Source organism: Lentzea sp. DG1S-22 (assembly GCF_036321065.1).
GTDB lineage: Bacteria > Actinomycetota > Actinomycetes > Mycobacteriales > Pseudonocardiaceae > Lentzea > Lentzea jiangxiensis.
Genome location: NZ_CP143276.1, coordinates 7,955,826 through 7,979,445, shown reverse-complemented (window position 1 = coordinate 7,979,445; position 23,620 = coordinate 7,955,826). Strand labels below are relative to the sequence as shown.

Annotated in this window: 25 protein-coding genes; 7 read left to right on the top strand and 18 right to left on the bottom strand. The window is 70.9% G+C overall.

The window, feature by feature from the left end:
• Positions 1–94: 94 nt before the first annotated feature.
• Entirely contained in the window at positions 95–763 is a 669-nt protein-coding gene (locus V1227_RS37980) for a DNA alkylation repair protein (RefSeq protein ID WP_329789930.1), read from the top strand.
• On the opposite strand, the gene V1227_RS37975 is transcribed toward V1227_RS37980, so the two are convergent.
• From V1227_RS37975 to pheS, 7 genes are all read right to left on the bottom strand, one after another.
• Entirely contained in the window at positions 760–1,257 is a 498-nt protein-coding gene (locus tag V1227_RS37975) for a hypothetical protein (RefSeq protein WP_329789929.1), read from the bottom strand. The genes V1227_RS37980 and V1227_RS37975 overlap by 4 nt on opposite strands.
• A gap of 281 nt (positions 1,258–1,538) precedes the next feature.
• Positions 1,539–1,880, bottom strand: a complete 342-nt coding sequence (locus V1227_RS37970; protein WP_329789928.1) for a hypothetical protein — start codon at positions 1,878–1,880, stop codon at positions 1,539–1,541.
• Entirely contained in the window at positions 1,880–2,341 is a 462-nt protein-coding gene (locus V1227_RS37965) for a hypothetical protein (RefSeq protein WP_329789927.1), read from the bottom strand. The genes V1227_RS37970 and V1227_RS37965 overlap by 1 nt, the downstream gene beginning before the upstream one ends.
• Positions 2,338–2,727 (bottom strand): hypothetical protein, encoded by a 390-nt coding sequence (locus V1227_RS37960; protein WP_329789926.1) that lies wholly within the window; start codon positions 2,725–2,727, stop codon positions 2,338–2,340. Before V1227_RS37960 ends, V1227_RS37965 begins: the two co-directional genes overlap by 4 nt.
• A 3-nt stretch (positions 2,728–2,730) precedes the next feature.
• A complete protein-coding gene (locus V1227_RS37955; protein WP_329789925.1) occupies positions 2,731–3,171 on the bottom strand; it encodes a hypothetical protein in 441 nt (146 codons plus the stop codon).
• A gap of 221 nt (positions 3,172–3,392) precedes the next feature.
• Positions 3,393–5,870, bottom strand: coding sequence for a phenylalanine--tRNA ligase subunit beta (pheT, locus tag V1227_RS37950; protein ID WP_329789924.1), 2,478 nt, complete (start codon positions 5,868–5,870; stop codon positions 3,393–3,395).
• A gap of 4 nt (positions 5,871–5,874) precedes the next feature.
• Entirely contained in the window at positions 5,875–6,942 is a 1,068-nt protein-coding gene (pheS, locus tag V1227_RS37945; RefSeq protein WP_090095851.1) for a phenylalanine--tRNA ligase subunit alpha, read from the bottom strand.
• Positions 6,943–7,089: 147 nt separating this feature from the next.
• Between pheS and V1227_RS37940 the strand changes: the two genes are divergently transcribed.
• Positions 7,090–8,853, top strand: coding sequence for an HSP90 family protein (locus tag V1227_RS37940; RefSeq protein WP_329789923.1), 1,764 nt, complete (start codon positions 7,090–7,092; stop codon positions 8,851–8,853).
• A gap of 2 nt (positions 8,854–8,855) precedes the next feature.
• The gene (locus tag V1227_RS37935; protein ID WP_329789922.1) at positions 8,856–11,558 is read left to right on the top strand and encodes a hypothetical protein; all 2,703 of its coding nucleotides are present in this window, start codon (positions 8,856–8,858) and stop codon (positions 11,556–11,558) included.
• Here V1227_RS37935 and V1227_RS37930 read toward each other — a convergent pair.
• From V1227_RS37930 to infC, 5 genes are all read right to left on the bottom strand, one after another.
• The gene (locus tag V1227_RS37930; protein ID WP_329789921.1) at positions 11,555–12,448 is read right to left on the bottom strand and encodes a S41 family peptidase; all 894 of its coding nucleotides are present in this window, start codon (positions 12,446–12,448) and stop codon (positions 11,555–11,557) included. The two genes, V1227_RS37935 and V1227_RS37930, sit on opposite strands and share 4 nt — an antisense overlap.
• 36 nt (positions 12,449–12,484) lie before the next feature.
• Positions 12,485–13,327 carry a TrmH family RNA methyltransferase gene (locus V1227_RS37925; RefSeq protein WP_329794212.1) on the bottom strand — a complete coding sequence of 281 codons (843 nt, stop codon included), beginning with the start codon at positions 13,325–13,327 and terminating at the stop codon, positions 12,485–12,487.
• A complete protein-coding gene (gene rplT / locus V1227_RS37920) occupies positions 13,324–13,713 on the bottom strand; it encodes a 50S ribosomal protein L20 (protein ID WP_236222453.1) in 390 nt (129 codons plus the stop codon). Before rplT ends, V1227_RS37925 begins: the two co-directional genes overlap by 4 nt.
• A gap of 77 nt (positions 13,714–13,790) precedes the next feature.
• Positions 13,791–13,985, bottom strand: a complete 195-nt coding sequence (gene rpmI, locus V1227_RS37915) for a 50S ribosomal protein L35 (RefSeq protein WP_086663968.1) — start codon at positions 13,983–13,985, stop codon at positions 13,791–13,793.
• Between the two features lie 48 nt (positions 13,986–14,033).
• Positions 14,034–14,642, bottom strand: coding sequence for a translation initiation factor IF-3 (gene infC, locus V1227_RS37910; RefSeq protein ID WP_236222451.1), 609 nt, complete (start codon positions 14,640–14,642; stop codon positions 14,034–14,036).
• Positions 14,643–14,941: 299 nt separating this feature from the next.
• On the opposite strand from infC, the gene V1227_RS37905 reads away from it, so the two are divergent.
• Positions 14,942–15,283, top strand: coding sequence for a DUF1844 domain-containing protein (locus tag V1227_RS37905; RefSeq protein WP_090096082.1), 342 nt, complete (start codon positions 14,942–14,944; stop codon positions 15,281–15,283).
• On the opposite strand, the gene V1227_RS37900 is transcribed toward V1227_RS37905, so the two are convergent.
• The 6 genes from V1227_RS37900 to V1227_RS37875 form a co-directional block, all read right to left on the bottom strand.
• Positions 15,264–15,665 (bottom strand): hypothetical protein, encoded by a 402-nt coding sequence (locus V1227_RS37900; protein WP_329789920.1) that lies wholly within the window; start codon positions 15,663–15,665, stop codon positions 15,264–15,266. The genes V1227_RS37905 and V1227_RS37900 overlap by 20 nt on opposite strands.
• Positions 15,662–16,315: a hypothetical protein gene (locus V1227_RS37895; protein WP_329789919.1), complete on the bottom strand. Its 654-nt coding sequence runs from the start codon at positions 16,313–16,315 to the stop codon at positions 15,662–15,664. The genes V1227_RS37900 and V1227_RS37895 overlap by 4 nt, the downstream gene beginning before the upstream one ends.
• Positions 16,312–16,902, bottom strand: coding sequence for a hypothetical protein (locus tag V1227_RS37890; RefSeq protein ID WP_329789918.1), 591 nt, complete (start codon positions 16,900–16,902; stop codon positions 16,312–16,314). Before V1227_RS37890 ends, V1227_RS37895 begins: the two co-directional genes overlap by 4 nt.
• Positions 16,903–17,068: 166 nt before the next feature.
• On the bottom strand, positions 17,069–17,449 hold the full coding sequence (locus V1227_RS37885; RefSeq protein WP_204767831.1) for a RidA family protein: 381 nt from the start codon (positions 17,447–17,449) through the stop codon (positions 17,069–17,071).
• A gap of 11 nt (positions 17,450–17,460) precedes the next feature.
• Positions 17,461–18,207, bottom strand: a complete 747-nt coding sequence (locus V1227_RS37880) for an IclR family transcriptional regulator (RefSeq protein ID WP_236221953.1) — start codon at positions 18,205–18,207, stop codon at positions 17,461–17,463.
• Positions 18,208–19,179 carry a sugar kinase gene (locus V1227_RS37875; RefSeq protein WP_329789917.1) on the bottom strand — a complete coding sequence of 324 codons (972 nt, stop codon included), beginning with the start codon at positions 19,177–19,179 and terminating at the stop codon, positions 18,208–18,210.
• Between the two features lie 97 nt (positions 19,180–19,276).
• On the opposite strand from V1227_RS37875, the gene V1227_RS37870 reads away from it, so the two are divergent.
• From V1227_RS37870 to V1227_RS37860, 3 genes are read left to right on the top strand one after another with little or no spacing between them, the layout of a single operon-like run.
• Entirely contained in the window at positions 19,277–20,557 is a 1,281-nt protein-coding gene (locus V1227_RS37870) for an amino acid deaminase (protein ID WP_329789916.1), read from the top strand.
• 13 nt (positions 20,558–20,570) lie between these two features.
• A complete protein-coding gene (locus tag V1227_RS37865) occupies positions 20,571–22,154 on the top strand; it encodes an N-acyl-D-amino-acid deacylase family protein (RefSeq protein WP_329789915.1) in 1,584 nt (527 codons plus the stop codon).
• A complete protein-coding gene (locus tag V1227_RS37860) occupies positions 22,151–23,548 on the top strand; it encodes a GntP family permease (RefSeq protein ID WP_329789914.1) in 1,398 nt (465 codons plus the stop codon). The genes V1227_RS37865 and V1227_RS37860 overlap by 4 nt, the downstream gene beginning before the upstream one ends.
• The last annotated feature ends 72 nt before the right edge of the window (positions 23,549–23,620 follow it).

Here is a 23,620-nt window from a genome sequence, read left to right as displayed (position 1 = left end):
TTCAAGTGATGTTTTGCGGGTTCGTTAGCACTTTCGGTACCAAAGGGGCCATAAATCTCAACAGGGCTACTCCTAATGCCTATACCGTTTGGGCGTGACCCTTGAGGTTTCCTTGATCGACGCGGTTCGAGCGGGCCTGGAGGAGCTCGCTGATCCGGTGAAAGCGCCCGAGATGCAGGCGTACATGAAGTCCGGGATGCCGTTCCTGGGCGTGCCGAAACCGGCGCGGGTCGCGTTGCTGAAGTCGCTGCCGGTGATCCCGGACCGGGACGAGTGGCTCTCCGCCGTGCAGACGTTGTGGCGCGAGGCGACCTATCGCGAGGAACGCTACGTCGCGTTGTCGTTGAGCGGTGATCGGCGATTCCAGGCCGTCGACCTGATGCCGTGGTTCGACGAGATGATCGTGACCGGCGCGTGGTGGGACTACGTCGACGAGATCGCGTCGAAACGGGTCGGCCCGCTGCTGCGGTCGGCACCCGAGGTCGTGCGGCCGCTGGTGCTGGAGTGGTCGGCCGACGAGGACCGGTGGCGGCGGCGGACGTCGGTGATCTGCCAGCTCGGGTTCAAGGGCGCGACCGACGTGGACCTGCTCACCGCGTGCGTCGACGCCAACGCCGACGACCCGGACTTCTTCCTGCGCAAGGGCATCGGCTGGGCGCTGCGCGAGTTCGCGAAGACCGAGCCGGGCTGGGTGCGCTCGTTCGTCGAGGCGAGGCCGGGCCTGTCGCCGCTGTCCCGGCGCGAAGCCCTCAAGCACCTCTAGCCGTGCTTGGCGCGGCCCGAGTAGGTGAGCGGGAAGACGAGCTCGGCGCACGCCGCCGGCACGTCCGGCGCGACCTGGACCTTCATGGTGACCTCGACAGCGCCGCCCGCGGGGATCTCCACGACGTCGGTGAGCGGCACGACGGTCAGCACCCCGGCCGGGCACCCCTCGACGCGCTGCTGCGTGGCGTCGAGCGGCTGCCCCGGTACCGCGGACAGGCTCTCGACGATGATGACGACGGGGTTCGGGTTCGACAGGCGCACCTTGCGCTCACCCTCGGCACCGGGCTCGAGCTCCACGGCAGCGCCGGAGATGTCGTTGATCTCGAACGGCTTGAGCTGCTGCATCCCCGACTCACCGCTGCTGACGGAGTACGCCATCGCGGGCATGCGGGGTTCGGGCCACGTCAGGTGCATGGCCGCCACGACCGCCGCACCGACCATGAGGATCGTCAAGGACACGGCGACCTCGAGGCGCGGACCCAGATTACGCATGGCGCAACTCTCCAGAGTTGTTGCTCCAGGCGGTGGGTTCGCCTCTAGCTCCCCACCGGACCGGCGACCAACTCGCCCGGTGGTTCATCGCTTCGCCCCTCGGCCCCAGCGGGCCGCGTCGCCAATCTTGGAGAAGCTTCACGTACTGCGCAAGCGTCTGACGGGCGCCGATTTCCCCTTGTAATGAGGGACCTTCGGCACCTTGACAGCCGCGCAGGGCCACCACCTGCTGGTTTGATTCCCAATCCCGGCGAACGGGATTCAGCCGATCGAGCGAATTATCAGGAACAGATCTTTCCGGCCGACTCGGCCGAGGTGGACCACGAGCCGACGACGGCCTTCACGAGGACGTTGACCCTGCCCGGCGCTTGGGCTGTCGTCCCGCTTGTCACGACGTCCGGCGTGGGCTGGTAGGTGTTGCCGTTGGCGAAGTGCACGGCGTAGGTGGCACTCCCACCTACCGCCGGCCACCGCACCGTCCTGTTCGCACAGGTCGGGGTGGGCGTGGCAAGCCGACCTGCCTCGGCGCCGGCGGCTCCCTGTCCTCCGGTGGTCCAAGCCGCCGAGGCGGGCTGCGCCGCGAGGAGGCACAGCACCGCCGCTCCGGCGATCACGGTGCGCATCACGCGCTCGCGATCGTGACGGTGACCGGGATGGAGAAGGTCTTGCCCTGGCAGCTGTTGTCGGCGTTGCCCATCGTCACGGCGCCGGTCAACTCCACGGTGGCGGTGGCACCGGAGGCGATCTGCGTCATGGGGGCGCTCGTGACGAACCCGAGCGCGCACTCCAGCGCGCTTCCCGGCACGAGCGCGACCGAGGTGACCTTCACCGGGTAGGCGTTCGGGTTCTTGACGCTGACGGCGGCGTTGCCGGTCGCACCGGGGTAGAGCAGACCGGTGGTGACCGCGCCGCCGGACACCACCGGGGCCTGCGCCGTGGCCGCGGTGGCCGTGGCGTTGCCGGTGCCGGAGCTCGTCCACGCCGCGTAGGCGACGCCCGAGCCGAGCGCGGCCGTGGCGGCCACGAAGACGATGACGCCTCGGCGCACGGACCGCCGACGGACGAGTTCCCTGTAGCTGGTCATGGCTTGATCGCCGTTCCCGAGTAGGTGAGGGGGAAGGTGAGGTTCTTGCAGGCGTCCGGTGCCGACGCCGCCATGCGGACGGTCAGCGGCACGTCGGCGGACCTGTTCCTGGCGATGACGACCGGTGCCGCCAGCGGGGCGACGGTCACGGCGTTCGCCGGGCAGTTCGGGGAGGGGCGCCCGACCGAGGTGTCGAGCCGGATGACCTTGATGTCCTGGTTGCCGGGGTTGGTGACCCGCACCTCGCGGATCACCGTCCCACCGGGGACCAACCCCTTCGCCGTGCCGGCGTCCGCGATCGTGAAGGCCTTGCCGGGGCTGTTCGCCGCACTGCTGACCGGTGAGAGCACCAGCAGCACGGCGGGCACGACCAGGGCGCGGCGCATGGCTCAGGCAGCCGAGGAGAGCGTCGCGGTGAGCGGCATCGTGAACGACTGGGACTTGCAGGCGTCGCCGGCGTCGGTGTTCATGGTCGCCTGGAGCGTGTAGGTGCCGGTCGCACCGGGAGCGATCGCGCCGGCCGGGTTGGTGACCGCGGGGCTCGTGACGGTGCCTTCAGCGCACCCGTTGACGAGAGCGGAAGCGCCCGCGGAGATACCGGTGACCTTGACCGGGTAGTCGTTCGGGTTGTTGATGGTCACCTGGAAGCTGACGGTGTGGCCGGGGTACAGACCGCCCGCGCCGTCGACCCCGCTGATCGTCGAGTTGACCTCAGCGGTGGAGCCGACGGAGCCGGAACCGGCGCCGGAGCTCGACCACGCGGCGTAGGCGATGCCGCCGCCGACGGCGACGACGGCGACTGCGGCGATGACTGCGGTGCGCTTGCGCATGGGGTTCTCCTGGGGTGGTGCCCGGTGGGTAGGGCACCAAGTCTGGAGAACGCTCAACCACTACACAGCGTGCACAAGTCAGGAGAACGAGGGCCCGGCCGGCACTGTTGCCATCCGGCATGGATCGGTTACCCGCGTACGCGGACTGGAGGTCGGAGGCCTCATGACGCGGAAAGGCCCGAGATTCCGGGAGAACCTCGGGCCTCACGGCGTGTGACCGGTCAGGCGCGCAGCGCCGCGCCCAGGCGTTCGCCGGCGGCGGCCACGGCGGTGTCGCGGGCCGCGGCCGCCTCCTCCACCGTCAGCGTGCGGTCCGGGGCGCGGAAGCGCAAGGAGTACGCGAGCGACTTCTTGCCCTCGCCCAGCTGCTCACCCGTGTAGACGTCGAACAACCGGATGTCCTCCAGCAGGTCGCCGGCGGACGCGCGGAGGACCTCCGACACCGACTGCACCGGCACGGAGGCGTCCACGACGAGCGCCACGTCCAGCAGCACCGGCGGGTACGCCGACACGACCGGGGCGGGGCGGTGGTCGTCGAGCGGCAGGGCGTCGAGGTCGAGCTCGAACGCCACGGTCCGCTTGGGCAGGCCCAGCTTCTCGACGACCTTCGGGTGCAGCTCGCCCGCGTGGCCGACGGGCCAGTCGCCCACGCGCAGCTCGGCGCAGCGGCCGGGGTGCCACGGGAGCAGGTCCGAAGCCACGACGCGCAGCGTCACGCCGTAGGCGGCACCCACGCGGCGGGCGGCCTCGACGGCGTCCGACCAGTCGGCCTGGCGGCCCTTGCCCCACCAGCCGGCCAGCTCGCGGTGGCCCGTGAGCACACCGGCGACGTGCAGCGGCTGCTGCGGCAGCGCGGCCTGCATCGAGGCCACCTCCGCCTCGGTGGGACGGCGGTCGACGCCGAGCGCGGGAACCGGGACCTGCTGCGCGCGCGGCAGCGTCACCTGGGCGACGTTGTAGAGCGCGACGTCGCGAGCACCCCGGGAGAGGTTGCGCTGCAACGTCTCCAGCAGGCCGGGCAGCAGGGTCGTCGCGAGGACGTTCTTGTCCGCCTCCAACGGGTTCAGCACGCCGACCGTGTTGCGGCGGACGTCGTCCTCCGGCAGGCCGAACGCGTCGAACACCGACGGGTCGATGAACGGGAACGGCTTGACCTCGACGAAACCGTCCTCGGCCAGCGTGCGCCACACCGTGCGGCGGCGGCGCTGCTGCTCGGTCAGGCCGCGACCGGCGGGGGCGGGCGGCAGGACGGACGGGATCGTGTCGTAGCCCTCCAGCCGCAGCACCTCCTCCACCAGGTCGGCGGGCTGCACGAGGTCCGCGCGCCACGTCGGCGGCACGGCCGTGACGATCGTCTGGCCCTCCTCCGAGGTGGTCACCGAGACCTGGCAGCCGATCTGGCCGAGACGACGGGCCGTCACGCCGCGGGCGTAGCGGACGCCGGCGATGCGGTCGGGCAGGTCGATCGGCATCGACACCGGCTCGGGCAGCGCGAACGCGCCCACGTCGGTGCGGCCGGGCTTGATCTGGCCCTCGGCGTAGTGGTTGAGCAGCTTCGCGGCCCGCTCCAGCGCCACGGGTGCCAGCGCCGGGTCGACGGTGCGCTCGAAGCGCTTCGCGGCCTCGGACGGCAGCTTGTGGCGGCGGACCGTGCGCGCGATGGACGCCGGGTCCCAGTTCGCGGCCTCCAGCAGGATGTCGGACGAGGTGTCGCCGACCTCCGTGGACGCGCCGCCCATGACACCGGCCAGCGAGATGACCCCGGAGTCGTCGGCGATGACGATGTCGTCGGTGTCGAGGGCGCGCACCGAGTCGTCCAGCGTCGTCAGCTTCTCCCCCGCCAGGGCGCGACGCACGGTCAGCGCTCCGGACAGGGAGGCGGCGTCGAACGCGTGCAGCGGCTGGCCGAGCTCGAGCATCACGTAGTTGGTGACGTCGACCGGCAGCGAGATCGAGCGCATGCCCGCGAGCATCAGGCGGCGGCGCATCCACCACGGCGTCGGCGCGGTCGGGTCGACACCGGTGACCCGGCGCGCCACGAACCGCGAGCAGCCGGCGCGGTCCTCGATGGTGACCGGCCACGCCTCGCCCTCGGGCTCGGGGATCTCGACGAGGCCCGGGTCGCCGAACGGCACGTCGAGCGCGCAGGCGATCTCGCGGGCCAGGCCGCGGACCGAGAACGCGTAGCCGCGGTCCGGGGTCGGCGCGAGCTCGAGCACCGTGTCGTTCAGGCCGAGCAGCTCCAGGGCGTCGTCGCCGGGCTGCGCGGTGCCGGTGGGCAGCACGAGGATGCCGGAGTGGTCGTCGCCGATGCCGAGCTCGTCGGCGGCGCAGATCATGCCCTGCGACACGCGGCCGTAGGTCTTGCGCTCGGAGATCGCGAAGCCACCGGGCAGGACGGCGCCGGGCAGCGCGACGACGACCGAGTCGCCCTCGACGAAGTTCGTGGCGCCGCAGATGATCTGGTTGGTCTGCTCGGGACCGACCTCGACCTTGCAGTAGCGGATCGGCTTCTTGAACTCGGTGAGCTCCTCGATCTCGACGACGCGGCCGGCGACGACCGGGCCGGTCACGGGACCGAGCGGGCTCACCTCCTCGACCTCGATGCCGATGCGGGTGAACGCGTCGGCGAGCTCGTCGGGCGTGGGGACTTCGTCGAAACCGAGGTGTTCGACCAGCCAGCTGACCGGGATGCGCACCGGATCAGGCCTCCGTTCCGAATGGCTGGGTGAAGCGGACGTCGCCCTCGACCATGTCGCGCATGTCGGGAAGGCCGTTGCGGAACTGCAGCGTGCGCTCCAGGCCCATGCCGAAGGCGAAGCCGGAGTAGACGTCCGGGTCCACGCCGCAGGCGCGCAGCACGTTGGGGTTGACCATGCCGCAGCCGCCCCACTCGACCCAGCCGGCGCCGCCCTTCTTCTCCGGGAACCACACGTCGACCTCGGCCGACGGCTCGGTGAAGGGGAAGAAGCTGGGGCGCAGGCGGGTCTTCGAGTCCTCGCCGAACATCGAGCGCGCGAACGCGTCGAGCGTGCCCTTGAGGTGGCCCATCGTCAGGCCCTTGTCGACCGCGAGGCCCTCGACCTGGTGGAACACCGGGGTGTGGGTCGCGTCGAGCTCGTCGGTGCGGAACGTCCGGCCGGGGCACACGACGTACACCGGCAGCTCGCGCTCCAGCAGCGTGCGGGCCTGCACGGGCGAGGTGTGCGTGCGCAGGACGAGCTGCGAGTCACCCGGCGCGATGTAGAACGTGTCCTGCATCGAGCGGGCCGGGTGGTCCTTGCCGAAGTTCAGCGCGTCGAAGTTGAACCACTCGGTCTCGAGCTCGGGGCCCTCGGCGATCTCGTAGCCCATGGCCACGAAGACGTCACCGATGCGCTCGGCGAGCGTGGTGATCGGGTGGCGCGCGCCGCGCGGGAAGCGGTCCCAGGGCAGCGTGACGTCGACGGACTCCTCGCGCAGCACCCGCTCGTCGCGTTCGACCTGGAGCACGGCGAAGCGCTCGTCGAACGCGGTCTTGATCGCGGACTGCGCCTCGTTCACCCGCTTGCCGGCCTCGGCCTTGGCCTTGGGGGGCAGGGCACCGATCTCGCGGCGCGCCAGCAGGACGGGCGACCGGTCACCGAGGTGGCCGGGCTTGACCGCGGCGAGCGCCTCGAGGTCGGCGGCTCCGGCGAACGCCTCGCGGGCCTTCTGCACGGCCGCGTCGAGGTTCTCGGCCGACAGCGCCGCGACCTGCTTCGGGTCGTACGGGTCGTTGGCTCCGGACATGGTTGGCGGACAGCTCCCAGGTTTTGATCCACACAGGGACATCAGGTATTCAGCAGGCCGATCCTAGTGGGTGCGCTGCCGGCCGCTTCCGGACGTTGCCGTTAAACGGCGGCACGGGCCCGCCGCCGTCCCTAGGATGGCGGCATCATGTCGCACACCTTCCGCGTCGACCTGCGCGGCATCATCGACCTGCTCAGCCACCACCTGTACAGCAGTCCGCGCGTCTACGTGCGGGAACTGCTGCAGAACGCCGTCGACGCGATCACGGCGAGGCGTGAGCTCGACCCGTCGTGCCCCGCAGACGTCACGATCACCTGCGGTCCGGTCCTGACGATCACCGACACCGGTGTGGGGCTCACCGAGACCGAGGTCCACGAGCTGCTGTCCACGCTCGGCCGCACGTCGAAGCGCGACGACCTGGGGTTCGCCCGCGAGGGGTTCCTCGGTCAGTTCGGCGTCGGCATGCTGTCGTGCTTCCTGGTCGCCTCCTCCGTGACGGTGGTCACGCGGTCCGCGCGCGGCGGTCCGGGCGTGCGCTGGGAGGCCGATTCCTCGGGCAACTACACGGTGTCCGCAGTAGACGGTGACGTGCCGGTCGGCACGACGGTGAGCATGAGCGCGTCACGCGGCAACGAGCACTGGCTCGAAGCGGACGTCGTGCGGCCGCTGGTGGTGGACTACGGAGACCTGCTGCCGGCCGCGGTGACGCTGGACGGCGCTCGGGTGACCCGTGGCGTGCGCCCGTGGGACAGCCTTGACGCCGCAGAGGACGCCGACCTCTCCGAGTACTGCGAGCAGGTCTTCGGGTTCACGCCGTTCGAGGCGATCCCGATCGAGGTCGAGGCGGCGGGCCTGACCGGTGTCGCGTTCGTGCTGCCGTCCGGGGTCCACCCCGGAACGCGCCAGACGCACCGGGTCTACCTGAAGCGGATGCTGGTCGGCGACAACGTCGAGGGCCTGCTGCCGGACTGGGCGTACTTCGTGCGGTGCGTGGTCGACGCGTCCGCGATCAGGCCCACGGCGTCGCGCGAGTCGCTGTACCAGGACGAGATGCTGCTGGCGGTGCGCGAGGAGCTGGGCGAGCAGATCCGCGACTGGCTGATCAGGCTGGACGCCCTCGAGCCGCGCCGCGCCGGTGAGCTGCTCGCGGCGCACCACCTCGGCATCAAGTCGCTGGCGCGCTCGGACGACGAGATGCTGCGGCTGGTCGAGCGCTGGCTGCCGTTCGAGACCACCGACGGCCCGATCCCGTTGCGGCAGTTCAAGCGCAAGCACGGCGCGATCCTCTACATCCCGGACGTCGACGAGTTCCACCAGCTCGCGCCGGTCGCGGCCGCGCAGGGCCTGGGCCTGGTCAACGCGGGCTACGCCTACGACCTGGAGCTGCTGAACCGGCTCAGCGCGCTCGACGGCGCGTCCGTCGCGCGCCGGGTCGCGCCCACGGAACTGCTGGCGGCGCTCGCCGATCCCGAACCCGGCATCGAGACGGCGTTGCGGCTGCGGCTGTCCGAGGGAGCGGCGGCGCTGGACCGGCACGACTGCGACGCGGTGATCCGCGACTTCGACCCGGTCTCGCTGCCCGCGCTGCTGATCACCAACGCCGAGCAGCAGCGCAAGCTCGACACCGAGCAGACCGCCGAGGAGGTGGCGGACCCGCTGTGGGCGGAGCTGCTGGGGCAGCTGACCGCGGGCTCGTCGTCGTCACGGCCGGAGCAGCTGGTGCTCAACTGCCGCAACCCGCTGGTGCAGCGGCTGTCGCGGCTGAACGACCCGTCGCTCGTGGAGCTGACGCTCGAATCCCTGTACGTGCACGCCGTCCTGCAGGCTCGGAGGGCGATGCGACCGAAGGACACGGCGGCGCTCAACCGCTCGTTCCTGGAACTTCTCGACCGCGCCGTTGGGGGCAAGTGAACATGGCCGACTTCACCGCTGAGGACGCGGAAAGAGCGTTCCTCGACGCGTACAACATGCCGACGGGCATGCCGAAGCACGAGGCGCTGGAACGGGCGGCGCGGATGTCCGACGCGCTCGGGCACCTGCCGCTCGGGGTCTCGTGCCGGATCGCGATGATCGACTCGGCGTACTACCTGTCGCGCTACGACCTGATGCTCGCGCCGTTCGCGTGGGTGCGGGCCGCGGAGGAGAAGGACCCGGAGGCGTTCAACGAGTACGAGGTCCACTCGCTCAACTGGTCGCACAAGTGGATCGCGACGGGGCTGCGCCGCGACCCGCGGTTCTCGCTGGAGCAGCTGCGGGCCGTGATCGCGCAGCTCGCGGACCGCTACGCCAAGCTCGGCTTCTCCGTGCAGCCGGTGCACGGGGCCCGTGCCGAGTACGCCTACCACGTCGGTGACATGACCGGGCTCGCCGAGCACCTCGGGCGCTACCTCGCCACCGAACGCGGGCCGATGGCGGACTGCGAGGCGTGCGTGGTCGAGGAACAGGTCTGGATGCTCGCGCGCCTCGGCCGCCACCAGGAGGCCGCCGCGCACGGTTGGGAGGGCCTGTCGGGCCACAGCGGCTGCGCGACGCAGCCGCAGGGCATCCTGACCGCGCTGCTGTGGCCGTTGCTGGAGATCGGCGACGTCGAGAAGGCAGCGCACGCGCACACGGCCGCGTACCGGTTGATCAAGGACGACGAGATCACCTCGTACGTGCACGAGCACATCCGGTTCTGCGCGCTGACGGGCAACCTCTCGCGCGGCGAGGACATCCTGCGCCGGTCGTTGCACAAGGTGAAGGCCACGCAGCTGCCCGCCGACGAGATGTCGTTCGCCGAGTGCGCTTCCGTTCTGCTGCAGCGCCTTCCGGCCGACACGGTCTTCGAGGTGCCGGCCGTCGGCACGCGGACGGCCGCCGAGCTGCTCGACCGGCTGTCGAAGCGGGCCGTGCAGCTCGCGGAGCAGTTCGACGAGCGCAACGGCACGCCGGCGTGGGTCGAGCGGGTGACCAGGGCGCTCGAGCAGGCCGACTACCCGGCCGTCGAACTGGCGGTGCCGTCGGCGCCGGTGGCCGCTCCCGCCGAGGAGCCGCCCGTCACCGGTGACCCGGTGGAGATCGCCGAGTCGATGCTGGCGCTGTACGAGCAGGGCGACTTCGTCAAGGCGCGGCGGATGCTCGACTCGCTGCCCGCGGACATGGACCCGTTGCTGCCGCCCGACCTCGCGGCGCACGCGGGCATCCGGCGGATGACGACAGGGCTGGTGCCGTTCGACCGGGAGGCCTTCGACCGGCTGCTGGCCGCGCTGCCCGCCGACCTCGCGCTGCGGTACCAGGCGCGGCTCGCGATGGGCCTCGAAGGTGGCCGCGAGATCGCCGAGAGGTGCCTCGCCGAGGCGACGTCCGACTACACCAGGACGGTCGCCGCCCTGACGCTGGCCGAGCTGCTCGACGACGACCACGCGCACGACGAGGCGGGCGAGATGCTCGCACTGGCGTCCTCTTTGGACGTTCCGGAGCTGCGCGGCAGGGTCCTGGTCGAGGCGGCGGAGCACAGGGCCCGGCAGCAGGACCTCGAAGGCGCGTACGCGGACGTCCTCGACGCCATGTCCGGTGACCTGCGGCCGAACGCCCGCTTCGAGGGCTACCGGCTGAAGCTGCGGCTGGAGACCGTCCTGCGCAAGGTCCCGGAGGCGATCGCGACGGCACGCGAGTACGTGTCGGCGTTCCCGCTGCCCGAGTCCTCCGAGGCGCGCTGGTACCAGGTCGCGGCGATCCAGGAGCTCGACCAGGAGGGTGCCTGCCTGGGCGACCTCCGCGAGGCCGTGGCGATCTCGCGCGTGCACCTCACCCCCGGCCACACCGCGCACTTCTGCTTCGCGCTGAGCGGCGGGTACGTGCAGACGGACCGGTTCGTCGAGGCCGCCGAGGTCCTCGAGGAGTCGTTGCGGCTGCTGCAGGAGGGTCAGGAGGACCTGCGGCTGCAGGTGGTGTTCCGGCTCGGGCAGGTGTGCCGCAAGCTGGGCGAGCTGCCGGCTGCGGAACGGTACCTGCGCGAGGCGACCGAACTGCTGCCGCCCGAGGAGACGGGCCGCCGGGCGTTCCTGCTCGACGCGCTCGCGTCCGTGCAGGGCGGGCTCGGCAAGCACGACGAGGCGACGGCGTCCTGGCGCGCGGGTGCCGCGCTGTGGCAGCAGGAGGGCAACCTCTCGGAGGCGATCGGCTCGCTGGTCGAGCTCGCGTCGAACCTGCCCGACGAGGAGGTGACCGAGACCCGCGCGGCCGTCGACGAGGCGGAGGCGTTGCTGCCGCTGCTCGACGACGAGCAGGAGGTCACGCGCCGGCGGGCGGAGATCGCCGCGATCCGCGCCTGGGTGCACGGTCAGGTCGGCGAGTTCGCGCTGGCGATGAAGCAGTACCGCGAGGCCGAGGCCCTGGTGGTGTCGCTGGGCGACGCGGGCTGGCGGGTGTTCGTGGTGCTGAAGTCGGCGCACGTGCTGCTCAACGCCGACGACGCCGAGGGCGCGGAGGCGGAGGCGCGCCGGGCCGCATCGCTGCTGCCCGACGACCACCAGGTCTCCAACGTGCTGTCGATGCTGTCGGAGGCGTTGCGGCGCCAGAACAAGCCGTCCGGCACCGATCCGCTCGTCCGCGAGCTGACCGCCCGGCTGGACTAGTGGTGTGGCGCCTTCGAGGTCGCCTTCTCGTAGGCGACCTCGAAGGCGGAGTCCTCGGGCACCTGGATGTGCGGGACCACTCCCACGCCCTCCCAGTTGGTGCCGGAGACCGGGTTGATCGCGCGCCCGTTCGGCACAGCGGACTTGAGGTGCGGGCCGACCCGGTAGCGGTCGCCGGGATGCGCTCCGCCCTTCGTGGTCTCGCCGATGAGGGTGGCGCGCTCGTTCTGCTGCAGGTTGTAGCTCAGTTCCTCGGCGCCGGAGAACGTGCGGCTGCTCGTGAGGACGTAGACCGGCTTCTTGCCGCCGAACTTCGGGCCCGGCACGTGCGGCAGCGTCCAGAACTGCCGCGTGGTGTCGTCCGGGCGGTTGTAGATGTCGTTGAGGTGCACCGGTTCGTCGAACAGGTAGCTGCAGACCAACGCGACCGTGTGCGGGTCACCACCGCGGTTGTTGCGCAGGTCGATGATCAACGCGTCGGTGTGCGCGACGAGGTTCATCGCGGCGACGTAGGCCGGGGTGGCGATCTCGGCGTCGTGCAGCAGGCGCAGGTCGAGCAGGCCGACGTTGCCTTCCAGCCGCTCGACCCTGTGGATGCCGAACGCGTCGAGCTCGGCCTCCTTCCGGTACGCCACCGGGTCGAAGGCCGACTCCTCGCCGGTCTCGGGCACCTCTTCGGCGCTGTGGAGCAGGCGCAGGTGCTTGTCGCCGTTGACGCTCTGGAGGTCCGCCGTCACCAGCGCCGCGAACTCCGCGTCATCGTCCACATCGGAGTAAGCGCCCTCATCCAGGCGGCTCCGCAGGACCTTCGCGATCTCTTCGGCGACGTCCGGGAAGACGTAGTAGGAGGCCAACTGGGAGCACAGGAGTTCGATCTCGGGTTCGCGCACGGGCGCACAGTAGCCGCGCGCCCGTGACCCGTCAGCTCAATTCCGGTGGTCCCGCGCGGAGGCGTAGAGGCACACTGCGGCCGCCGTCGCGAGGTTCAGGCTCTCGGCGGCGCCGTACAGCGGCACCTTGAGCGAGGTGTCGAGCTTCGCCACGACGTCGTCGGGCAGGCCGTGCGCCTCGCTGCCGAACACCCACGCGGTGGGGTGCTTCAGCTCGCCCCTCGCGGAGGCCTCGACCAGGTCGTGCTCCGCGTACCCGTCGGCGGCGACGAGCCGCAGGCCCGCCGCGCGGCAGGCGGCGAAGACCTCGTCGGCGTCGCGGGACCGCGCGATCGGCAGGTGGAACAGCGAGCCGGTGGAGGCGCGCACGCACTTGCCGTTGTGCGGGTCGACCGTGTCGCCCGCGAAGATCACCGCGTCGGCGCCGGCCGCGTCGGCCACCCGCGTGACGGTGCCCGCGTTGCCGGGGTCGGAGACGCCGTGCAGGACGGCGACCAGGCGCGGGGTGCCCCGCAGCGCGGCTTCGAGGGGCTGCGGCACGACGTCGCAGACCGCGATCAGGCCCTGGGGCGTCACGGTCTCCGACAACGAGGCGGCGGCCTTGTCGTCGACCTCGCTGATGCGGATGCCCCTGTCCGAGGCGGACCGCAGCAGGTCGGCGTTGCGCTCCGCGGCCGTCGCCGTGACGAACAGCTCGTGCACCGCGCCGGAGGTCCAGGCGAGTGCCTCGCGCACGGCCTGGGCGCCCTCGACGAGGAAACGGCCTGCCTTGTCGCGGCCCTGGCGGCGGGTCAGGTGGCGAGCAGCAACGACCCGAGGCGTCCGTTCGGTGAACGGAGCTGCCTCGGGTCGGTTGTGCCCGCTGACGTGCTGGCTCAGGCCTTGTCCCCGGCCGGAGCGTTCACGTCGGTCGGGAGCGCGCCACGGGCGATCTCGACCAGCGCCGCGAAAGCGGTGGCGTCGGTGACGGCGAGGTCCGCGAGGATCTTGCGGTCGACCTCGACGCCGCCCAGGCGCAGGCCCTGGATCAGGCGGTTGTAGGTCATCCCGTTCGCGCGGGCAGCGGCGTTGATGCGCTGGATCCACAGCTTGCGGAAGTCGCCCTTGCGCGCACGGCGGTCGCGGTACGCGTAGTTGAGCGAGTGGAGCACCTGCTCCTTGGCCTTGCGGTACAGCCTCGAGCGCTGGCCGCGGTAACCGCTCGCCAGCTCAAGGGTGGTACGACGCTTCTTCTGGGCGTTTACAGCCCGCTTGACGCGTGCCACGGGTCCATCCTGTCGATCTCATGGGAAATCGGCGTCGGGGGCCGGTTTCCCGAGTTAGCTGGGGGTGTCGAAGCGGGTCAGAGACCGAGCAGCTTCTTGATGCGCGGGGCGTCGTTCTCCGACACGACCGCGGTGCCGCTCATGCGACGCGTCACCTTGCTGGACTTCTTCTCCAGGATGTGGCGCTTGCCGGCCTTCTCCCGGAGGATCTTGCCGCTGCCGGTGACCTTGAAGCGCTTCGAGGTCCCGCTGTGCGTCTTGTTCTTCGGCATTTCCGTCCTCGTCTCGTGCACCCACCGGGTCGGGGGCGGGCGTGCGTCCTACGCCTCGTCCGAAGCGGTGTCCGCCTCGGGCGCGTCGTCGTCGTGCTTGACCACGCGCGGCTTGATGTTCTTGTGCGGCGCCAACACCATGATCATGTTGCGGCCGTCCTGCTTGGGGTTCGACTCGACGAAGCCCAGCTCCGCGACGTCCTCCGCCAGCTTCTGCAGAAGCCTGTAGCCGAGCTCGGGGCGCGACTGCTCACGACCGCGGAACATGATGGTCACCTTGACCTTGTTCCCGTGTGAGAGGAAGCGGGCCACGTGGCCCTTCTTCGTCTGGTAGTCGTGCGGGTCGATCTTCGGGCGGAGCTTCTGCTCCTTGATGACCGTCAGCTGCTGGTTCCGACGCGACTCGCGGGCCTTCTGCGCGGTCTCGTACTTGAACTTGCCGTAGTCCATGAGCTTGCAGACCGGCGGGCGAGCCTGAGCGGCGACCTCGACGAGGTCGAGATCCGCTTCCTGCGCGAGTCGGAGCGCGTCCTCGATGCGAACGATCCCGACCTGCTCACCATTCGGCCCGACCAGACGAACTTCCGGCACCCGAATGCGGTCGTTGATGCGCGGCTCGGTGCTGACGGGAGCACCGCGGTTCGAGGGACTTGTCATTCACGTCCTTTGAGACTCGTTTGCGCCAAAGACAAGAGCCCCGTCGTCGATGTCGACGACAGGGCCCGCTTCCGACCGATCACAAACCTGCACCGTCCGACGCCCGTGCGCCTGACTGCCAGGAGGACCGGACCCGGCCACCTCAAGAAGCGGTGATCGCGGGTGGGAGCGGGGCTCCACTTGCCGCTCTCGCACTAACGAGAGCTGGTCGCGTCGGAAATACTAGCAGACGCTCTTGTCAACCCCCGAATCGCGGCCTGTGACGTCGGTCCTGCCAGGGCTCTTGCTTGAATGTGGACGTGACCGATCCGCTTGAAGACGACATCCGCGACCTGGGCGACGTCCCCAGCATCGAGGTGATCAGCCGGGCCGCGGTGATGCTGCTGTCCGCCTCCGCCGAGCGCCTCGGCCTCGCCGACCCGGACCCCGACAACTCCCCGCGCCGCGACCTCGACGAGGCCCGCCGCCTGATCACGGGCCTGGCCGGCCTGGTCACGGCCACCTCGGAGTACCTCGGCCCGCACGCCGCCCCGCTCAAGGACGGCCTGCAGTCGGTGCAGCGCGCCTTCCGCGAGGCGTCCGCGGTGCCGGACGAGCCGGGTCAGGGACCGGGCGAGAAGTTCACCGGCCCCGTGTACTGACCGGCGGCTCCAGACCGGCCAGGCCGGCTACGAGCGCGAGCTCCACGCAGGTGCCCTCGTAGCCGGCACCCCGCAACGCCCGCAACGCGTCCCGCACCTCGGGGACCGTGAGCCGGAGCACGTCGCGGAGGACCTTCGCGACTCCCGCGGCGTCGCGATCGCCGAGCGTCAACCGGTACGAGCCGTGCCGCGCCAGGATCGCGTCGCGGATCCACGGCGGCGAGCCACTTCCCCGTTCGCACGAGGTGACGTGGCAGGCGGTGCACTCCCACTCGTCCCGCCACCGCAGCTCGCCGTCCTCGGCGAACTGCGCCACCCCGCCCTCGCCCGGCGCACCGCAGCGTTCGCACGGTTCGCCGGCCTCGGCCACCTGGACGATCACTCGGCGCGCACCACGACCGGTTCCCACGGCTCGGCCCTCACCTGGAACACCGCGCTGGCCCGCTGCCCGGTGGCGGCGCGGAACGTGATGGCCGACCCGGTGTGGAGCGGTCCGACGTCGAGGTGTTCCACGGGCGGCTCGTCGTGCTGCGACAACCCGAGCACCCGGCTCCCCGGCACCACCGAGACCGTCAGCTGCTCGATCACCGCGGGTCCGCCGGAGTAGCTCAGCCGGAACTCGTCCGGCGCACCGGGCGTGATGGCGAACGCGGGCATGCCCGCCCGGCTGCGCTCGGCCGCGAGCAGCACGGTGATCTCGTCGAGCCGCACCGTCACCTGGTGCGCGCTGAGCTGCGCCTCGTCCGCGAGCATCCGCGACGCCGAGGCCTCCAGCGCGGCCTTCCCGACGGCCTCCTCGGCCTTGGCCGCCGCCTTCTTGGCCTCCTCGGCCGCGGTCCTGGCCTGGAAGGCGCTCGCCGTGGCCTGCTCGACGGCCTTGCGCGCGGCCTGCGCCTCCTCCTGCGCCTTGGTCGCGGCCTCCTGCGACTGCTTCGCCGCGGCCTGCGCCCTCTTCGCTTCACGGGCCTGCCACAACGACACGGCCACCGCGCACATCGCCACCACCGCGGCGACCACCGACAGGGCGATCATGCCCGCACCCCCACCGAGGCCAGCTGGCGCCGGGCCAGTTCGTCGATCACGTCCGCGTCCCCCGTCCTCCAGGCGACGGCGGGATCACCGTCGAACCCGCCGAGCTCCCGCGGCGACAACGATGTGAGCGCTCTCAGCGCCAGCAGGTCCGGCTTGTCGCGCAACCGCGCGGTGTTCGCGGCCTTGCGCGCGTACCGGAGCCGGACCGGCAGCCACGTGACGAGCAGGAACAGCACGGGAACCACGACCAGGGCGGCGGCGAGCCAGAACGCGGAGTCCTCGACCACGCCGATCTGCGCGTTGCCCGCGTCGGTGAGCGTCTCGCCGGCCTTGCTGCCGTTGCCGAGCGCTCCCGCCAGGTCCTCCCCGACGAACGGAACACCCCTGGCCTTGCCGGCCGCGTTGGTGAAGGCGTCGCGAATGCTGCCGCCCGCGTCGACCAGCCCGTCCCCCGGCGCGCGCAGTTCGAGCACCCGGTCGTGGACGGTGGTGGCCACCCAGATCCAGAGCGCGACCCAGCCGGCGGCGAGGAGGTCGGCGATCAGCTGACGCGTGAACCTGACAGGTCTGTCCGCGTACCACTTCATGCGCGGATGGTGTCACAACGCCCACGGCGGCCCGGAGTCCAGCTGAGACTCGGGGCCGCCGTTGCGACGAACAGCTCAGCACGGCGCCACCACGGGTTCGGCCCACGCGACGAAGGAGCAGTCCGGTCGCTCGACCACCACGCCGGGGACGAGCCGTCCCCGGTCGTCAGTCGACGACCGCCAGTGCGTCGATCTCCACGAGCAGCCCCGCCGGGAGCCCCACGTACACGGTGGTGCGGGCCGGAGCCGGGTCGGTGACGAACTCGCCGTAGACCTCGTTCAGCTCGGCGAAGTGCGCCGTGTCGGTGAGGTAGACGCGGATCATCACCACGTCGTCGATGGACGCGCCACCGGCGGCGAGGACGGCGTTCAGGTTCGCGAACGTCTGGCGCGTCTGCTCGGCGACGGTGGTGCCGACGATCTCGCCGGACTTCGGGTCGAACGCGACCTGGCCCGCCACCTGCAGGATGTTGCCCTTGCGCACACCCTGGGAGAAACGGGCCACCGGCTGCGGCGCGTCAGCGGTCTTGATCTCAACCTTGGACAACGGAAATCCCCTTATCTCGGAACGTAACCGCACTCGACCGAGGCAGCCTCGGCGGTGGCGAGCAGGTCGGGCAGGTGGGACAGCAGGCCGTCGAAGTCGAGCAGCACCTTCGGCACGGACATCGACACGGCCGCGAGCACCTCGCCGCGGGCGCCCCTGATCGGCGCGGCGATGCAGTGGATGAAGTCCTCGTGCTCGGAGTTGTCGACGGCGTAGCCGTTGGCGCGCACGCGTTCCAGCTCGGCGAGGTACTCGGCGGGGCCGGGGATGGTGTTCTCGGTCAGGCGCGGGAACTCCATGCCCGCCAGCACCTTCCGCAGGGTGGCGGGCGGCAGGTCGGCCAGCAGGATCTTGGCCACGGCCGTGCAGTGCAGCGGGGCGCGGCGGCCGATGCGCGAGTACATGCGCATCTGGTGCCGGGACTCGTACTTGTCGATGTAGATCACCTCACCGTCCTCGTAGGACGCGAGGTGGACGGTGTGGCCCAGGCGGGAGTTGAGGTCGCGCAACGCCGGTTCGGCGGCGCGGCGGACGTCCCGTTCCTCCAGGGCGCGGTTGGCGAGGTCGAACAGGGCGGTGCCGAGGCGGTAGTGGTGCACGCCGTCGCGCTGCACGAAGCGGTGCGTCTCCAGCGTGCGCAGCAGGCGCAGCGTCGTCGACTTGTGCACGCCGATCACGCCGGAGAGCTCGTCCAGCGTCTTCGGTCCGGTCGCGAGCTGGCTCACCAGGGTGAGCGCTCGGTCGAGGCTCTGGCTCATCTACACCTCCAGGCGGGCGGACGCCCAGGTCCGCGGGTCGGCGTGCAGCAGGGGAACCGTCACGTCGTCCGGCAAAGGATCTCCGACGTCCTCGGCGGTGAGCAAAGCGGAGGCCGCCTGGAGGTGCCCGGCCCTCAGCCGCACCGACGGGGCCTCGCCCGCCAGCGTGGCCGCGAGGAAGCCCGCCGCGAACGCGTCACCCGCGCCGACCGGTTCCACGACCTCCACCTCCAGCGCCGGCTCGAAGTACGACTCCCCTCCCTCGAGCAGCGTGGCACCTTCCGCGCCCTGCTTCACCACCAGCGACGCCGGGCCGGGCAGCAGCCGCCGCAGCCGGGCGGGATCACCCGTGCCCCACACCAGTTCGGCCTCGTCGGAACCGGCGAGGACGACGTCGGCGGAGTCCGCGAGTTCGCGCAGCACGCGCGGGTCGCGGTCGGTCCACAGGGCGGGACGCCAGTTCAGGTCGAACGAGACGCGGAACCCGTCCCGCGGCCTGCGCAGCAGCTCACGCATCATCTCCAGGCACGAGTCGGACAGGGCGGCGGTGATCCCGCTGAGGTGCACGAGCCCCACCTCGCCGGAGCCGAGGCCGAGCCGGTCGATCATCTCGGGCCCCATGCCCGACGCCGCCGACCCGCGCCGGTAGTAGCGCACCGGGCTGCCGTGCGGCGAGGCCTCCTTGACGTAGAGGCCGGTCGGCCGGTGGGGGTCGACGCGCACCCGCGACACGTCCACGCCGAACCCGCCCACGGTGTCGAGCACGGCCAGGCCGAACGAGTCGTCGCCGACGGCGCTGACCCACGACGACCGCACGCCGAGACGCGCGAGGTGCACGGCGACGTTGGACTCGGCGCCCCCGACGGCCCTGTGCCAGGTGCGCACCAGATGCACGGGACCGGGTTCAGCCGGAACCATCATCACCATGGTCTCGCCGAGACACACGACACCGCCGACGTGATCGAACCGCATGCGCGCTCCAGAGGTGTTCGTTGACGGCGGCGAGACCGAATGCTACACAACTCAGCATCACATCGCGCAATGGGAGTTGCAAAATATGCAACATCTGATGGAGATGGACCTAGCGGCCGTCGCGGACATCAGGTCGGAGAAGGTCGACTGGCGGTTCAAGGGCCTGCCCTCGAGCACGTTCGGCTCGACCATCGGCGAGGTCGCCGACCAGGGTCTCGACCTGTTCGCCGACGAGTTCGTCGGCCCGCTCGTCGTGCTGGACGCGGACGCGCTGGCGCACAACCTGACGACGATGGCGAAGTGGTGTGACAACCACGGCGTGAAGCTGGCGCCGCACGGCAAGACAACGATGGCACCGCAGCTCTTCCAGCGGCAGGTCGAGCACGGCGTGTGGGCGCTGACCGCGGCCAACGCGTCGCAGCTGCGCGTCTACCGGGCGTTCGGCGTGAGCAGGGTCCTGCTCGCCAACCAGCTGCTCGACCCGGCCGCGCTGCGCTGGCTCGTCGCCGAGCTCGACCGCGACCCGCGCTTCGAGTTCAGCTGCTGGGCCGACTCCGAGGCCGGTGTCGCGCTGATGAGCGAGACGCTGCAGGAGCTCCAGCCGTCACGGCCGGTCGACGTGCTGGTCGAGCTGGGCGCCCCCGGTGGCCGCACCGGCGCCCGCGACCTGGAGACGGCGATGGCCGTCGCGCGGGCCGTGCACCGGAGCCCCGTGCTGCGGCTGGTGGGCGCGGGCGGCTACGAGGGCGCGCTGGCGCACGACGCGTCCGAGTCGTCGAAGTCCGTCGTCGACCGGTACCTCGGCGATCTCCGCACGCTCGTGCTGCGGCTGGCCGACGCCGGAATGCTCGACGAGCTCGACTCGGTGGTCGTCACCGCCGGCGGCAGCGCGTACTTCGACCAGGTGGCGGCGACGCTGGCCCAGCCGTGGCCGGTGCCGGTGACCCCGGTGCTGCGCAGCGGCGCTTACATCACGCACGACGACGGCTTCTACCGCGGGATCTCGCCGTTCGCGCGGATCGACGGCGTCGAGCCGTTCCGCGCGGCGCTCAGGGCCTGGGCGCAGGTGACGTCACGGCCGCAGCGCGACCTGGCGCTGCTGACGATCGGCAAGCGCGACGCGTCGTTCGACGAGGGCCTGCCGGAACCGCAGCTCGTGCGCCGAGGTGACGGCGCGATCGCCCCGCTGGCCCAGGCGGAGATCACCGCCCTCAACGACCAGCACGCGTTCCTCGCGCTCGGCCCGGAGGCCACTGTCCGCGTCGGCGACTGGGTCGGGCTCGGGCTCTCGCACCCGTGCACGGTGTTCGACAAGTGGCAGCTGATCCCGGTCGTGCGGGGCACGACCGTGGTCGACCTGATCCGCACCTACTTCTAGAAGGAGCGTTGCGATGGACGACGTCGTCCTGCGCGGACCGCTGATCGCCGACGGCACCGGCGCGCCCGCCCACCGGGCGGACGTGGGGATCAAGGACGGCGTCATCTCGTCCATCGGTGAGGGGATCTCCGCCACGAGGTCGATCGACGCGGACGGGCTCGTGCTCGCGCCGGGGTTCATCGACATGCACTCGCACTCGGACCTGCGCGTCCTCGCCGAACCGGACCACCTGGCGAAGGTCTCCCAGGGCGTCACGACCGAGGTGCTCGGTCAGGACGGCCTGTCCTACGCGCCGGTCGACGACGAGGTGCTCGCGACGCTGCGCGGCCAGCTCGCCGGGTGGAACGACGACCCGCCCGGTTTCGACTGGAACTGGCGCTCGGTCGGGCAGTACCTCGACCGACTGGACCAGGGCATCGCGGTGAACGCCGCGTACCTGGTGCCGCAGGGGACGCTGCGGATGCTGGCCGTCGGCTGGGAGGACCGCCCGGCGACGGAGTCCGAAATGGACAGGATGAGGTCCGTTCTCGCCCAGTCGCTCGCGGAGGGCGCGATGGGCATGTCGTCCGGGCTCACCTACACGCCCGGCATGTACGCGGACACGTCCGAGCTCGTGCGGCTCTGCGAGGTCGTCGGCCGGCACGGCGGCTTCTACAGCCCCCACCACCGCAGCTACGGCGCCGGTGCGCTGGAGGCGTACGCCGAGATGGTGGAGGTCTCGAAGCGGTCCGGCTGCGCGTTGCACCTCGCGCACGCCACGATGAACTTCCCCGTGAACAAGGGTCGCGCGCCCGAGTTGCTGCGGTTGCTGGACGACGCGATCGCCCAGGGCGCCGACATCTCGCTGGACACCTACCCCTACCTGCCGGGTGCGACCTACCTGTCCGCGCTGCTGCCGTCGTGGGCCACGGAGGGCGGACCGGACAGGGCGCTGGCGCGGTTGTCCGATGTGGACGTCCGCGAACGCATCCGCGTGGAGATCGAGGAGACCGGTTCGGACGGCTGCCACGGCGTCCCGGTCGACTGGGACTCCATCGAGATCAACGGTGTCCGCAACGAGCGCAACGCCCACCTCGTCGGCGCGAGCGTCCTGCGGTCCGCGGCCCGCCTCGGCCGCGCGCCGGCCGAGGTGTACTTCGACGTGCTGGTCGACGAACGCCTGGGCACCTCCTGCCTCATGCACGTGGGCCACGAGGAGAACGTGCAGGCGATCATGAAACATCCGGCGCACACCGGCGGCAGCGACGGGCTGCTGGTCGGCGACCGGCCTCATCCGCGCGCGTGGGGCACCTTCCCCCGCTACTTCGCGCGCTACGTCCGCGAGCTGGGCGTGCTGAGCCTGGAGGAGTGCGTGGAGCACCTCACCGGCCGCGCGGCCAAGCGCTTGCGGCTCACCGACCGGGGTCTGGTCCGCGAGGGCTACGCGGCAGACCTGGTGCTGTTCGACCCCGCGACGATCGCCGACACGGCGACGTTCGACGAGCCTCGGCAGCAGGCCGCCGGCATCCCGTACGTGTTCTGCAACGGGGTGACGGTGATCGACGACGGAACCGCCACCGGCTCATTGCCAGGCCATTCACTCAGGAGCCGCCCGTGATCGACTGGTTGCAACACTCAACAGGGGGCTTGCTCACCCTCGCGGTAGTCAGCATCGCGGTGCTGCTCCTGCTGATCATCAAGTTCAAGGTCGAGCCGTTCATCGCGCTGATCGTCGTCGCGCTGCTGGTCGCGCTCGCCGCGGGCGTGCCGGTGGAGACGCTGGTCGGGTCCGCGCAGAAGGCCTCGGACTCGTTGCTGGAGAAGGGCTTCGGCTCGATCCTCGGCCACATCGCCGCGATCATCGGTCTCGGCACGCTGCTGGGCGCGATCCTCGAGGCGTCCGGTGGCGCGCAGGTGCTGATGGACAAGCTGATGACCGCGTTCGGCGAGAAGAGGGCGCCGGTCGCGATCGGCCTCGCCGGCCTGATCTTCGGCGTGCCGGTCTTCTTCGACATCGGCATCTTCGTGCTGGCGCCGCTCGTCTACGTGGCGGCCAAGCGCAGCGGCAAGTCGATCGTGCTGTTCAGCATGCCCCTGCTGGCGGGCCTGTCGGTCATGCACGCGTTCATGCCACCGCACCCCGGTCCGGTGGCGGCGGCCGGTCTGCTCGGGGTGTCGCTCGGCTGGATCATCATCATGGGTGTCGCGGTGGCGCTCCCGTCGTGGTTCGTCGGCGGTGTCCTGTACTCGTACTGGATCGGCAAGCGCATCACCGTGCCGGTGCCGGAGGAGATGCTCGCGGCGGCCGAGGCCGCGCGCGAGGACAACGGTGACCGGGAACCGCCGTCGCTCGGCCTGGTGCTCGCGATCATCGGCCTGCCGCTGGTGCTGATCCTCGCCGGCACGTTCGGCTCGATCCTGCTGGCCAAGGGCACCCGGCTGTACTCGGTGGCGACGTTCTTCGGCACGCCCGCGGTGGCGTTGACGATCTCGGTGCTGCTCGCGTTCTGGCTGCTGGGTTTCCGGCGCGGCATGACGCGGGAGAAGGTCGCGGAACTGTCCGCCGCCTCGCTGAAGCCGGTCGCGATGATCCTGCTCGTGGTCGGTGCCGGTGGCTTCTTCGGCGCCGTGCTGGCCGCGACGGGCATCGGCAAGACGCTGGCGAGCGAGCTGTCCGGCATCGGCCTGCCGGTGATCGCGCTGGCGTACGTGATCAGCTGCGTCATCCGCATCGCGCAGGGGTCCGCGACCGTCGCGATCGTGACGACCGCGGGCATCGTGGCACCGGTGCTGGGAGACCTGGACTACTCGCAGCCGCAGCTCGCCCTGGTCGTGATGGCCATCGCGTCCGGTTCGATCATCGCCTCGCACGTCAACGACGGCGGGTTCTGGATCGTGTCGCGGTACTTCGGGCTGTCGGTGAAGGAGACGCTGCAGTCGTGGACGGTCCTCGAGACCATCCTCTCGGTGGTCGGTTTCGTGGTCGCCGCGGCGCTCAGCCTGGTCGTCTGATCGGACACAACTCAACATTCCCCAACGCTTGACAACACCCCGTCCGCATCTGAGGATCGGCGCAATGTTCAT